Annotated in this window: 10 protein-coding genes; 6 read left to right on the top strand and 4 right to left on the bottom strand. The window is 36.8% G+C overall.

Annotation, left to right across the window (positions count from 1 at the left end; translation table 11 throughout):
- Positions 1-88 precede the first annotated feature (88 nt).
- Positions 89-913: a hypothetical protein gene (locus GZH82_RS02445; protein ID WP_162682982.1), complete on the top strand. Its 825-nt coding sequence runs from the start codon at positions 89-91 to the stop codon at positions 911-913.
- Positions 914-1140: 227 nt separating this feature from the next.
- Here the strand turns inward: GZH82_RS02445 and GZH82_RS02450 are convergent, their stop codons facing one another.
- Positions 1141-1590, bottom strand: a complete 450-nt coding sequence (locus tag GZH82_RS02450; RefSeq protein ID WP_162681150.1) for a MarR family winged helix-turn-helix transcriptional regulator — start codon at positions 1588-1590, stop codon at positions 1141-1143.
- A gap of 141 nt (positions 1591-1731) precedes the next feature.
- On the opposite strand from GZH82_RS02450, the gene GZH82_RS02455 reads away from it, so the two are divergent.
- Together GZH82_RS02455 and GZH82_RS02460 are read left to right on the top strand one after the other, a co-directional pair.
- Complete coding sequence (locus GZH82_RS02455; RefSeq protein ID WP_162681151.1) at positions 1732-2361, top strand: nitroreductase family protein; 630 nt, start codon at positions 1732-1734, stop codon at positions 2359-2361.
- 338 nt (positions 2362-2699) lie between these two features.
- Entirely contained in the window at positions 2700-3419 is a 720-nt protein-coding gene (locus GZH82_RS02460) for a GTP pyrophosphokinase (protein WP_162682983.1), read from the top strand.
- Positions 3420-3761: 342 nt separating this feature from the next.
- On the opposite strand, the gene GZH82_RS02465 is transcribed toward GZH82_RS02460, so the two are convergent.
- Complete coding sequence (locus GZH82_RS02465; RefSeq protein ID WP_162681152.1) at positions 3762-4307, bottom strand: M23 family metallopeptidase; 546 nt, start codon at positions 4305-4307, stop codon at positions 3762-3764.
- Positions 4308-4544: 237 nt separating this feature from the next.
- Entirely contained in the window at positions 4545-5252 is a 708-nt protein-coding gene (locus GZH82_RS02470; RefSeq protein ID WP_162681153.1) for a transglycosylase SLT domain-containing protein, read from the bottom strand.
- A 420-nt stretch (positions 5253-5672) separates the two neighbouring features.
- Between GZH82_RS02470 and GZH82_RS02475 the strand changes: the two genes are divergently transcribed.
- Together GZH82_RS02475 and GZH82_RS02480 are read left to right on the top strand one after the other, a co-directional pair.
- Entirely contained in the window at positions 5673-7091 is a 1419-nt protein-coding gene (locus tag GZH82_RS02475; RefSeq protein ID WP_162681154.1) for a phosphate--AMP phosphotransferase, read from the top strand.
- A gap of 87 nt (positions 7092-7178) precedes the next feature.
- Entirely contained in the window at positions 7179-8054 is an 876-nt protein-coding gene (locus GZH82_RS02480; RefSeq protein WP_162681155.1) for an alpha/beta hydrolase, read from the top strand.
- Between the two features lie 298 nt (positions 8055-8352).
- Here GZH82_RS02480 and GZH82_RS02485 read toward each other — a convergent pair whose 3' ends face one another.
- Positions 8353-8562 (bottom strand): hypothetical protein, encoded by a 210-nt coding sequence (locus GZH82_RS02485; RefSeq protein WP_162681156.1) that lies wholly within the window; start codon positions 8560-8562, stop codon positions 8353-8355.
- Positions 8563-8878: 316 nt separating this feature from the next.
- Between GZH82_RS02485 and GZH82_RS02490 the strand changes: the two genes are divergently transcribed.
- A complete protein-coding gene (locus tag GZH82_RS02490; RefSeq protein WP_162681157.1) occupies positions 8879-13861 on the top strand; it encodes an Ig-like domain-containing protein in 4983 nt (1660 codons plus the stop codon).
- Positions 13862-13893: the final 32 nt, after the last annotated feature.

Here is a 13893-nt window from a genome sequence, read left to right on the forward strand (position 1 = left end):
AAAAATGAAAACAGATGAGAGAGTGAAAGACATAGTGAATATTTTAGTGATTACTGATGGTCATCCTTATACGCATAATTTTGTAGCCATGTTGGTTGCTGAAGGACATGACGTCTTTGTACAAACACCACCGACGATGAGACAAACGACTGTCGCACAAACACGTGAGATAGATTTGTTTGATCTTTCAAGTACGGTAGAAGCATTAAAAGATATTGCGCTCGTTGTCGTGATTGGGACACCGCTATTTTCTAATACGAGGCTGACACAAAGCCATTCAATGCAATTGCAACGATTGATATATGATAATTTAGGTGTTGCGATGAAACAAGCAAATATTAAACAATGTATCGTTTGGCAATCACATTTGCAGCCGATACTCGAACAAACGATGGCTGCTTTTCAAATAGAAGTGGTTCATCACCCACTTAAAACGACGAAATGGTTTCCACAACGTCGCGTCCTTTATCAATGGAGCGAGGAGCGTCAAACTGTACGCGCGATTCAAGCATTGGATATTCCGCAAAATGTCTCGATGGAAGCGGTCACTGCAATGTATGGCAGATTTTTAAAAACATTGAATGGACGTCTCGTGAATGGGATTTATGATGGGCAACAGTTTACAATCGTGCTCATGCCTTTTAAAATTCCGCTTATTCAGATGCGTCATCATCCGAACAGCGACTTATCACAACGTGTGATTTTGAATATTACAGGAGGATGGCTTGCACAACAAAGTGGACGTGCAGCCCGCATGGAGTTTAGACGATTAGAAGGTGATACGACAACATGTTTAATCGCATTGCATGACTTTGTACCGCGATTGCCATGGAGCGTATATCGTGTGACACAAGCACCGATGCATCGATGCGTCTCTTATCTATTTCGTCAATATTGGCATCAATTTAAATAATAAAAGTGTTTGAAAATAAGGTGTGAGTAGCGACAACGACATCGGAGGAGTAGAAATGTGTGAGAAGTGAAGTCATTCTACTCCATGAGTCCGACTATCATAGAGATTTGCGCTATTATAAACAATATCGCTCAAAGAAATAACTGTAATGATATTGGGGGGACAGCGATATTTAGATCTATAAAGCATTGTCCCCTCGTCAACATCATAGTGATGCAGTTGTCAAATTAGACTGTTACAGGGTGAGAAGGAAAGTTGTTTTCAAGAAATCGTTGCAAGATTCCGACTAATTCTGTCATGTTGGTCCCTTCCATTGAAAGTGAGGCATGTACTTCTTCGTTCAAGTGACTGAGTTGTTGTTTCAATTCGCGCCCTTTATCTGTCAATGAGATATTCAAATTGCGTTCATCTTCAGGCTTTCTTACTTTTTTAATCAAGCCTTGTGTCACTAATTTTTTCGTTAGCGGTGTCAAAGTACCAGAATTAAGATAAATGCGATCGCCGAGACGTTTAATGTTGACGACTTCATCATCGCCAATTGAAATCAGTGTAATATAGCCTGTATATGTGAGTTCGTATTCTTTTAAACAAGCACTATACTTTTTTATGACTTCTTTAGATGCAACATAAAATAAGAAACATAATTCGTCATGAAGCGCTTTTGGATGATTTGTCATGTTGAAGACCCCCAATACTTTTTAACAATAGTTACTACTATTATACATGCTTTTTTCTTGATTCAAAACTATGTATAAAATATAATTGAATCGCGCTTTATTTAATGCGATGTTTACATTATAAGAGGAAAGGTGACTTTTATGGCACACAATCAAAATTTTGAAACCATACTTACAGGCCGTCGTTCTGTAAAGTTATTTGATACAGAAGTAAAAATTCCACGTGAAGAAATGAATGAAATGATTAGAAAGGCAACATTAGCGCCTTCATCTATTAATATGCAACCATGGCGCTTTGTCGTTGTTGATACTGAAGAAGGTAAAGATACATTACGTCCACTTGTACAATTCAATAGCCGTCAAAATGATACATCTGCGGCAATGATTGTTATTTTCGGTGACATGTTGAACTATGAACATGCTGAAGAAATTTACGGTGCAGCAGTTGAAAAAGGTTATATGCCACAAGAAGTAAAAGACGAATTAGTAGGCAGATTTGTCGCAATGTATGAAGGACTAGATCAACAATCTATGAACGATATTGTTAAAGTCGATAGTAGTTTAGCGGCAATGCAATTCATGCTCGTTGCACGTGAACACGGTTATGAAACAAATCCAATTGGTGGTTTCAATCGTGAGGACATCGCTGAAGGTCTTGGTTTAGATCCAGAACGCTATGTTCCTGTTATGATTATCGCAATCGGTAAAGCGGCTGAAGAAGGCCGACCAACATCTCGTTTAGACGTAGAAAAAATTGTGCAATATCGTTAATTATAATTATAAGAGTAGACATACAGTTGAGTGATAGCCATTCAGCTGTATTTTTTATACGCAAAGTATCGTTCAAAGTGACATTTCTCACACATCTGTCATTCAAGAGGCAACATTTTTTAGGCGAACGCACAACGACTTATGTACATTGAAATGATGGAAAAACGTGATTCTATCGAAAAACACTTATATTTAAAGACAAGTTTTTATATAAATTTTAACCTTTACATTATCTTTAAGGAAAAGTAGTAAAGACCTAACTAACCTGATATGATGATGAAAGATAACATAGCATTTAGGACTTGGATTTTAAATACAGTTATGTTGAGGTGAAAGAAATGTTCGTAGATAAAAACACACCTTTTAATGAAGAGAGCCTAAGACAAGAAATTGCCAAATATATGAACAGAGATTTGAAAGACATTGGAAGTATTGAAGAAATTGTCGCATTTATCGAACTAGAACATTTATATCGTGCCGCTTTAGAAGAAATTAGTACAAAGTTACGTATTTTAGACGAAGATTTTCAAATTAAATACGCACACAACCCAATTCACCACATGGAACGTCGCGTCAAAGAGATTCCGAGCTTATTACAAAAATTGAAACGAAAAGGATATCCGCTAACCGCAGAAGCAGCAAGAGAAAATATTATGGATATCGCAGGAATTCGAGTCGTTTGTAACTATATTGACGACATTTATACGGTCGAACAATTGTTATTGAAACAAACGGATATTCAGTTATTAACGCGTAAAGATTATGTTGAAAATCCAAAGAAAAATGGTTATAGAAGTTTACATATCGTCATATCTATGCCGATTTTTCTTACGGATGGCATGATTGACGCACCTGTAGAAATCCAGTTACGCACAATTGGTATGGACATGTGGGCGAGTTTAGAGCACAAGATGCATTATAAAAATCAACGTGGCGACTCAGAAATGTATTGTGATACTTTGAAAGAATGCGCGTTAGAAATTGGTGATGTGGAGCAAAAAATGCAACGAATCCATTTAAGTATTCAGCGTGACAGGGAAAAGCTAGGAACATGTTAATGGAGCTATGATGTATTTGGGATGATGACTTGAATCGTACTATGCTTACTAGGGTATTGAATAGGCGTTTGAGAGCCAAACAACTGTCAGTGCATGCCATAGTATTGATTACGTCAATGTGACACGGAGGAAGAGGATATATACTTGAAGGTGTTTCTAATCCATTCTCAGGCAACATATTTGAAAACGTTAAACCCATTTCGCTTATCGTGTCTTATATTTTTATTTTTCATTTCAATGGATAAAATGGGAAACTTGCAACATTATAAAAAAACAGACGCAAAGAGACATATTTTCTCAAAGCGCCTGTTTTTAATTTTACGTAAAAATCGGTCGATAGCGTTAAGTCAGTTTGTAAAGACTCCGCTGTTCATCAGGCAGTTGGTCAATAAAGTCATCAGGATCTTCAGCAAAACGATTTCCGATGCCACCATTCATCCGTTGAAAGTGGAGATGTGGTCCTGTCGTTTGCTCACCCGTATTTCCAGACAACGCAACGACATCGCCAGGGGATACGGTATCGCCAGCTTTCACTTTGAATTCATTGAGATGCATAAACCATTGAAAATATTGTCCATTCTCTTCGCGGATTTCTAACACATTGCCACCGAGTTTGTCTTTGAAAGTTCTTGTCACAGTGCCATTCGTAGGGGCAAGGACTGGTGTGTCTTCCGGTAAACGGTAGTCGTTACCATAATGTCGATTGTCACCGTTAAAAGATAAATCGCGATGATATGTGCCAAAGCCGTGAGTTTTACGGTCTTGATTAAAAATAGCGTGATACTCATTGGACGTTTCGTGCTGAATCGAATCGTAATGCATGACAACTGTGACAGCAATCACAATGACGATCCCTAAAAAGAGCACAGGAAAAAACCATTGTTTCATAAGCTCACCTTGTTTTTTAGATTGTTCCTATTGTATAAGTCATCGTAAGTCAATGCAATCATTTTGTTTACGACAACACACGTATTGCGGGAGATTGATGTATAGAAAAAAAAAAAGAACTTGAAGTGTTCAGGACACTTCAAGTTCTTTTTATCTATATGTTAGGCTTACATACCCCAAGCAGCTAAACCTTATGTTAGGCTTACATACCCCGAGCAGCTAAACCTTATGTTAGGCTTACATACCCCAAGCAGCTAAACCTTGTGCGTTGTATGCTTTTGCAGCTGCATTAATTTGTTGCTCATAAGTGTTTGTTGGACCCCAACCAGGCATTGTTTGTAATAAACCAGATGCACCTGAAGCGTTACGAGCATTTAAGTCACCATTTGATTCACGAGCGATAATAGCTTCCCATACTGATGCTGAAACACCAGTACGTGCCGCTAAATCTTGAGCTGCTCTTGTACCATAGCTACCAGCAGTGTTCCCATTTGCTAATCTTACTGAACCAGTTGAAGTTGAAGTCGTTTGGTAAGATGGTGCTGCTTGTTGTTTTGGTGCTTGACCAGTAGTTTGTTGTGTTGTTGATGGACTATTGCTGTAAGATTGTTGTGAAGCTTGTCCACTTACGTCAGCCATTTGTGTTGGTTGTGCAATTGATGAGTGGTCTTGTGTTGCTTGACCAAAACCGTTGTATGACCAACCGAATTGTACACCGTTTGACCAGAAGTTATATGATACACCGTCTAAAGTGAAGTTGTAGTCGTATGAACCGTCTTCAATAGGGTGTTGGTTTAATGATGGATCGTTATGTTGCGCCATGTCTGCTAATTTAACTTGATCAATCCCTTGTTCTGCTGCATTTGCATCGTGTCCGCTTGCTGCTAATCCTGCTGTTCCGATTGTTGCTGCAAGTGTAGTAGTTAAGAGTAATGATTTTTTCATAGTAAATAAGTCCTCCAGTAAAGTAAGTTTTTATATATTCATTTTCAAAAGTATGCGTAATTAAAAAATTCAACAACCACACTCTACCAATGAAACGACCTTTTGTAAATTACGCGTAAATAACAAAACATTACAATCGCTTTTCATTTTGTCGATTTGTAACATAACTGTCATGTTACTAAAAAGTTGTTCATAACTATTAATATTACTAAAGATGATGTTAACAAGGTTTATAGGAATGTTTTATGAATTAATAGAAATCGACATATATTACAAATATTACAGAACAAAGTTGAATTGTAATGAAACTATGGAGAAGTTTTGAATAAAAAAGGCTTGTCAAGATATTCATGATGTAAAGAGGATATTCCATTGCTCATTTTGAAACGACTTTTATATAATAAGAGTAATGAGGTGAGAATGATGAAAAAACTGGATATGTTACGTTTAGAAATTGCAAGATTAACACGACAAACACACGCACTCGGCATACCTATGATGATTATTTTTGAAGGGGTAGCAGCATCAGGGAAAACGCGCTTGACCAACGACTTATTACTGAATTTAGATGCCAAATATACGAAATTTATTGCCACTAAAACACCTTCTGAATATGACTTAAGGTATCCATTTTTACAACGTTTTTGGGAAACATTACCTGAGAAAGGACATATTAATATTTATTTTAGAAGTTGGTATTCACATTTTGTGGATTATAAAGTTCATCAAATTAAATACCCGCTTTTTAAAGATGAGAAGATACTCAAAAATGAAATTCATGGCTTTGAATCGATGCTCCAAGACGATAATCATGAAATCATCAAATTTTTTATTCATATTAATGAAGAAAAACGAGAAGAGCATATTGCACATATGAAAGCTAATCCATTAACACGTTGGAAAGCACAAGAATATGAACAAATTGTTTCACCAGAAGTGTATTTAGAAACATTAAAACCGATGTTAGATGAGACATGGAAAGAAATCGACTATAGTCATAGGGAAGATGCAATGATAACGATGTATGAGCATCTTCAAGAACGCTTGTCTAAAGCCATTGAAAAAAATCAAAAGCGTAAAGATAGAAATGACGGTCATTTTACACCTCATTTTCAACCACATTTATTTGATAAACCCAAAAATAAAGTGTCAAAAGAAGCATATCAAGATAAAATTGAAGCGCTCCAATTAAGATTGAGAGAATTACAATTCGCATTGTATGAAAGAAAAATTCCATTAATTCTTGTATACGAAGGGATGGATGCGGCCGGTAAAGGTGGAAATATTAAACGGGTAAGGACTTACTTAGATCCTACGGGTTATGAAGTCAATGCCATTAGCGCACCAACAGATGTCGAACTCAATCATCATTATTTATGGCGATTTGCTAAAACCATGCCTAAAAGTGGTCATATCGGTATTTTTGATCGCAGTTGGTATGGGCGTGTCCTCGTTGAACGTGTAGAAGGTTTTGCATCAGAACAAGAATGGATGCGTGCTTATGATGAAATTAATACGTTTGAAAAAATGTGGATTAATGAGGGGGCAATCATATTGAAGTTTTTCTTATCATTAGATAAAGATGAACAATTGAAACGTTTTAAAGCACGCGAAGAAGATATTGATAAACAGTGGAAAATCACAGATGAAGATTGGCGCAATCGAGATAAATGGGACGAATATGTTGAAGCAAGTCACGATATGATTGAAAAAACAAATACCGAAGCTGCACCATGGTATGTTGTGGCTGCAGATCATAAAAAAACAGCACGAATTGAAGTTTTAAAATATATTATTCAAAAATGCGAAGAAAAACTTTGGGGCGTGCAGCAATATTAAAATCCGTCCTAAGTCTTTTGATTCAAAGCTTTTTCTACTATAATATGTTTATCAATAAAACAATAGACCTTAGATAGAGGAATTTTTATGTCATTGGAAAATTACAAAACCGATATTAAAGTATTAGAAAATGCACATCAAGCACAACTTGAAATTGTAACGATGGGTGATGCGAATGCAACCCATGCGGTCGTTTTACTTCATGGTGCGATGATGAATTACAAGATTATGACACTGTTTGCTGAATACCTTCAAAATGCACAGCTTATTTTTATAAACGCCCCAGGTCGCGGAGAAAGTACCGGGTTAGAGCGAAGTCAGTACGACCTCTCAGAATATGCACTACGGATGAACGAAGCGCTTGTTGACATAGTAGCGCATGCGCATATAAAACAAATGTCCATTATAGGTTATTCGATGGGAGGATTGATTGCAACAAAGTTAGCAGGTTATAATTCATTACCCATCAAGCATTTAATTTATTTAAATAGTGCTGCTAAAATTGATTACAAAGAGTTACGCTTTTCTAAGTTGCTCAGTGAGCTTGTTAAAGATATTAAGCCTGCCGAACAAGACAAAGTCGTAAAAAGTATTCCTGAATTTATACTAAAGCAAGGCGTTTCAAAAAAACACAATGAAGTGTTTAACTTTACACAATATCTCGCGCCAGTTGACACCATGATGACAGATTTGTTGTATACATTACGTGCAGATTATTTAGATGATATTGATCTTATTAAAGATATGCCAGAAGTTCTGTTTTTGTTGGGTGAGGATGATGTTATTTTCCCAAACAAAGATTCGAAAACGACTTATGAAAAGTTTGAAGCGTTAGGTGCAAAAGTAAAATCAATTGTTTACCCAGAAGTGGGCCATTTAGATTTTTTACGTGTCTTGGATCACACACGCGATCGTCATCAAGGCAGTATTACGTATCATATCAACCATTTATTATCGTTATAATTTGAAATGAATTACAACAACAATGAAAAACTGATATATAAATCTCAAATAGGGACTTGGACGTAACTTAATCAGAATAAGAAAACACCTCAAAACGCATTCAAACGATTTTTGAGGTGTTTTCTTATGAAACTGTAGTCCCAATCTTTTGATACATTTTTGAATTAATTTTGCTTCAAGCACTTCATTTATGTCATTTCCCTCGTATGCTATGGTTGCCCTTACCAAGGAAAGGGACCCCTCTAATTTGTTGTTTTTGATATATTTCTTGAAACGATTTTATCTCATTTTCGAAAGTTTAAAAGAAATCTGAAGGTAAAAGTTCTTCCAAGTCAATATGTCGAATTTTTTGGACAGGTTCACTATTTAATAATTCTTGAACGGGTTTGCTATCCATCACTTTATTTTTATAGTAATCAATGGTCGAAAGATTTTTTTGTTGATTTAGGAAGTGTGCAGTAACAAAGATGACTACAACAGCGATTATTGCTCGAATGATGACGCGCATAATTTTCCTCCTTTTTGTCATTTGATACATTTATCATACAGGATGATATTTAATATTAACATACGTCTTCGGTAATAATGGCACTTACTACTTTAGCATGACTATGACGATTGACTTGGTACAGAAGTGTGAGGAATTCAACACCAAGGCTAAAACCTCTATTGAAAGTCGGCTTTTGATAAAATCTGTTTTTCAAACTTCTATAAAAAGTGAAATTAACATTACTAAACTCTGGCTTTTAAAATTTAAACTTTATTGATAATATATAATAAGGTGATTTTAATTTACAACAATAATAAGAGGATGTGGATTTCTATTGAATAAAAACGACAAATTCAAATCAACACAGCAAGTGCAACATCATTATGGCATACGTAAATTTAAAGTAGGCATTGTTTCTGTTATGTTTGCTTCCTTCTTTTATATTAATACAGGTCATACCGCACATGCGGCTGAGTTACCCCCTGCAAATGAGACGATGACAACTGATGTTATCTCAAATGAGCGATCGCTTGAGGGACAAGTGAGGGTACATCAAAATGTTTCCACACAGCCACAAAATAACTCACTTAACACATTGAAGCCAACTGACCATAAAAATGGCAACGTTCTGTCCAATACGACTACAATCGCAAAGAGCGACACTTTGGATAAATCTCAAGAGAAAAAAGATGAGCGTGTTCAAGAGAAACTAATAACTGAAAATCAGAAGACCACTGACCAAGCAATAGAAACACATAATCGCCATACAGATTCTACTGCATTTCGTAAGGTTGATGTCACAGAGTCTGAGAAAAATCAAGCAGCGATACCTGCCCCTCAAGCAGAAACAAAAGAAAAAACTGTGCAAGGAATTAATGAAAAAGTATATGAGAAAGCGATTCCTGTTATGAATCACCCTAAAACTGCACAAACGATTGGAATGAGCAGAGGGATAGGTCAAGGACGTGAGAGTCTTGGAATGATTGTTCCTGCGAATACAAAACTATATATTCGTCAAGCGGGCACTCAAAACGCAGAAAATTTACGTGTCAGTCTAATGACAGACGACGGTCACCAAAATAAAAACAAAGTAATCCCGAAAAATGGCGCATGGGTTAATTTAGAGACGACAATTGATAGTGCGGCCTTTGTCAATTTACCTAGAGGTATCGATCATATGCCCTTAGTTGATTTCTACATCGAAAACAACTTGGGACGCGCACTACCTACTTATCGTAAAGGGGAAAATCAAGTTGCTTTTGAATCGCAATGGAAATCACAAAATTCAAGTTATGCATATGTAGAAGGAAAGTATATTACATTTTTAATCCCTAAAGTAGACCAACAGCGTATAAGTGATATGAAACAAAGCCAAGGGCACACGTTTAAGTCATTAGATGATATGATTGACTATTATGACGATGTTATTACGAAATACAATCAATGGACTGGTTTGAATGAAGATCCCCAGTCTATTGATTATAACGTGGGAATGAAATACTTTACAGCTGCTGACAAGCACGGATTCGGACTTGCATATTGGTCATGGGATCGCATGGGTTCGAATAGTAATTCTTTACATGGTTATTTACAACCAGGATGGCTTGGATTACATGAAGTTGGTCATGGTTTTGATGGGTGGATGGTAAGAGATAATCGTATGGAGTTGTTAGAAGTATGGAACAATATTTTGGCTAATGAATATCAAACAAAAGTTCAAGGTATCAAAAATGGATGGTTATATGGTGATAAGCAACAGGCATTTCAAAAACGTATACATGAACAAATGTTAAAGTCACCAGAGTCATTTTCTTATGCGAGTATTGGTTTAAGAGATCGATTAGATTTTATGACGCGTATCGTTCGATTAACGGGTATTGACGGCTTAACAAAAATGCTTCAATCTATACGTGTTGAGGCATCAAAAGCACCTGTTATTAAAGATGTACCACGTTGGATTAATACATACTGGCTTGCGGATAGTGGTTATAATGGTTTAGCCTATTTTGATCTTTATCATATTGATGTCCCTACAAAGTTGAAAGAGACATTAAATGCCTATCCAAATAGTTATATCTATCCCTTAGCGTTGTTGATCCACAATGACGCAGAACGTCAAAAATATGTTGAAAAGCTAGGATTGGCTACCGAGTACGAGTTAGTCCGAACATCTGACATTAAAGATTCAGCAATTAAAACGAATGCGACAGTTAATGTGAATATGCAAAACCAAATCCTACCTGAAGACAGTGTCATTCAGCTTCTCGATGGAACTGAAAAGGTTGCTGAAGCTACCATTGTCAATGGAAAGGCACAGTTTGAAAAGATACATCCAGGTATATATAAAATTATTGCGCCGTTATCAAAAGATTTAGCATTGCCAGAAGATATGTATTTGATAGTGAAAGAAAAAGGGGAAAATGAAGCGACAGTCACATATCCAGCGATACAACATAGACAATCTGCAATGACTGAACGGATTGTATTACAAGGGTTATCTAATCGAGAATTTGCAACAATAGAATATCAACCCGAACATCATAAAGTCATCTATCGTCAAAATCAGATGCAGCCACATAATAATTTTAAGGATGAATATGCACGTATTACCATTAAAAGTAAAAAAGGAGCAATTTTATTTGACAATTCATTAGTGGGAAATGTCACGCCTGAAGCAAAAGAGATTGCTTTTGAAATGCAAGATGGGGATACAATCACTGTGAAACACCGTGAGCCAAACTCGCGTCGTCAAGTACAACGTATAGAGAATGGAAAACGCTTAATATTTCCAAATCAGCGGGATGAAATCGTGACATATACGTTAACTGAAAAAGGATTGATTGTTAATAATGAAGGTACAGAAGCGGCAGAAAATAGATACAATGAGCAGATGCAAGGAGATGTAACACAGCTTATCGCAAAAATGGAGGCACATCCTGATCGAGATTATCGAATTGCGTTATACCGTGTTGTTCAAGGGATTCAACATATGGATGTCATTGAAAAAGAAAAATTGATGCAGCAATTACAACCTTACTTGAAAGAAGTTGTCACGACTCGAGCATCGATACCTACAGTAATTCAAACTGAACGAGATCGTGATAGTATCATAGGAAATGCAGATGGAAATGCAAAGATCACTGTAACTTTTCCATCAGGAGCAGTGACAAAGGTTCAAGCAGATGAATATGGTTATTGGGAAGCGGAAATTCCTGCTAAAGAAGTGTTGCGTGTAGATGATCAATTGGCAATTGTTGCTACATTACCTGGGAAATTTCCTTCTGCACCACTTTATGCTAAAGTCACAGATACAATTGCGCCTCCATCGCCAGAAGTGGATGTTTTTGTAGAAAATGCAACAACGATGTCCGGTACATCATTGCCCCATACATCGATTATTGTTACATTTCCTAACAAGCAAACGATACAAGGGAACGTAGAAGATGGCCATTGGTCTATTCAGATTCCACAAGGTATGTCTCTGACTGCAGATGATACTATTTCAGTGCAAGCAATTGATGATGTAGGAAATCGATCAATACCAAATGATGTCATTCCTTTTGATGAGACGCCTCCAGTACCTCCTAAAGTGACAACTACGGAGGCAGGGAAACATATCGTATGGGGAAGCGGAGAGAAATATAAAGATCTGATTGAAGTAAAACTACCTAATGGGACATTGGTAGATACGCAAATAGGTCGTAATTTAACATGGATGATTGGTGTTCCGTTTGATACAGAACTTAAAGCTGGCGACCAAATCTTTGTGACAGAAATTGACAATTTTGGTAATCAGTCACAACCGGGAATAGGACAAGTTATAGATACAACAGCACCTAAGACACCTACAGTCAATCAATTAAGTGAAGGAACAACTGTATTGATGGGGACAGCAGAGCCGAAAAGTAAAGTCGTTGTGACAATTAATGAGCAACACACTGTAGAGGCGCAGGTCAATCAAGATGGAACGTGGAAAATTATTGATCCTGTTATAGGAAGCATTCAAGCGCATGACAAGGTTGCTGTTAAAGCCATTGATGAAAGTATGAATATCTCGCCAGTGGTATTCATTGTTATCAAACCAGTACCGAAAACATCTCCGCCGACTGAACAACCCAAAGAGAATGTAACGTTGGAAAACGTAAATACATCAGAGGCGGAGAACTCATCAAAGAACGTGGCAATCCCAGAAAAGCTAGAAGAAGTAGAAACACCGAAGACATATGGAAAAGTTGAATCGACAGAAAAAGAGAATTCAACGGTTGTGGAAGATAAAAAAGCAACAGAAAAAGAAGAAGTCGCAGAAACTGTAAATGCACCAGAAGTGCGTGACTCATCAGAAAATGTGGCAATTCCAGAAAACACAGAAGAAGTAGAAACACCGGAGACAGCTGGAAAAGTTGAGCCAACAGAAGAAGAAGAGAATTCAACGGTTGTGGAAGATAAGAGACCAACAGAAAAAGAAGAAGCTGCAGAAGCTGTAAATGTACCAGAAGTGCGTAGCTCATCAGAGAGTGTGACAATCCCTGAAAAGCTAGAAGAAGTAGAAACACCGAAAGCTAGTGATGATGTCAAGGTAACAGAGAAAAATGAAACATCGAAAAAAGAAAATGTGACAGAATCAGAGACTGTTATTGATAATGTAGAACAGCCAGAAAAAGAAGAGAACTCAACGGTCGTGGAAGATAAGAAGCCAACAGAAAAAGAAGAAGCTGCAGAAGCTGTGAATGTACCAGAAGCGGGTGACTCATCAGAGAACGTAGTCACTCCTGAAAAACCAGAAGAAGTAGAAGTGCCAGAGACAGCTAGAAAAGTTGAGTCGATAGAAAAAACAGAAGCACTAGAAAATGATAATACAATGGACAAACAAAGCGAGACTGACACTGAAGAACCCATTAACTCAACGGATGTCACTGAAACGGTTATCGATTCTGACAATGATGTTGCAACAGAAAAGACCATAGTAACAAAAATGCATAGTTTGAAAAATGTTTCTATAGCAGAAGATATTATGTATAAAAACCAACGTGCTGATGAAGTTTATGTAAATGATACGATGCACTTTATGCATACGATGAAAACTATAAATCAAAAAGCAGAAGCACAAAAAGTAGCGAAGAAGTACTTTAAATTAAGTTGCAATACAGCATCGATAGCTAGCATGAATACACGTGATGATACCCAAAAATCATTCTTTGCACCGCAATTACCTGCAACAGGTCTAACTGAAAATAAACAGGGAAAAGGATTACTATTAGTATTTTTGGGGTTAGGTTTGATGATGAAACAGTTCTTTAAGTTACAGGCAAAACAGTAAAGCTGTTCGTCATGATTTTGAAGTTTATTAAG

This window comes from Staphylococcus sp. MI 10-1553, assembly GCF_010365305.1.
Lineage (GTDB): Bacteria > Bacillota > Bacilli > Staphylococcales > Staphylococcaceae > Staphylococcus.

What these genes read in the sequence shown, in the direction of transcription:
- GZH82_RS02445 (WP_162682982.1), top strand. Translation starts at nt 89, where the DNA reads ATGTTGGTTGCTGAAGGACATGACGTCTTTGTACAAACACCACCGACG.
- GZH82_RS02450 (WP_162681150.1), bottom strand. Translation starts at nt 1,590, where the DNA reads ATGACAAATCATCCAAAAGCGCTTCATGACGAATTATGTTTCTTATTT.
- GZH82_RS02455 (WP_162681151.1), top strand. Translation starts at nt 1,732, where the DNA reads ATGGCACACAATCAAAATTTTGAAACCATACTTACAGGCCGTCGTTCT.
- GZH82_RS02460 (WP_162682983.1), top strand. Translation starts at nt 2,700, where the DNA reads ATGTTCGTAGATAAAAACACACCTTTTAATGAAGAGAGCCTAAGACAA.
- GZH82_RS02465 (WP_162681152.1), bottom strand. Translation starts at nt 4,307, where the DNA reads ATGAAACAATGGTTTTTTCCTGTGCTCTTTTTAGGGATCGTCATTGTG.
- GZH82_RS02470 (WP_162681153.1), bottom strand. Translation starts at nt 5,252, where the DNA reads ATGAAAAAATCATTACTCTTAACTACTACACTTGCAGCAACAATCGGA.
- GZH82_RS02475 (WP_162681154.1), top strand. Translation starts at nt 5,673, where the DNA reads ATGATGAAAAAACTGGATATGTTACGTTTAGAAATTGCAAGATTAACA.
- GZH82_RS02480 (WP_162681155.1), top strand. Translation starts at nt 7,179, where the DNA reads ATGTCATTGGAAAATTACAAAACCGATATTAAAGTATTAGAAAATGCA.
- GZH82_RS02485 (WP_162681156.1), bottom strand. Translation starts at nt 8,562, where the DNA reads ATGCGCGTCATCATTCGAGCAATAATCGCTGTTGTAGTCATCTTTGTT.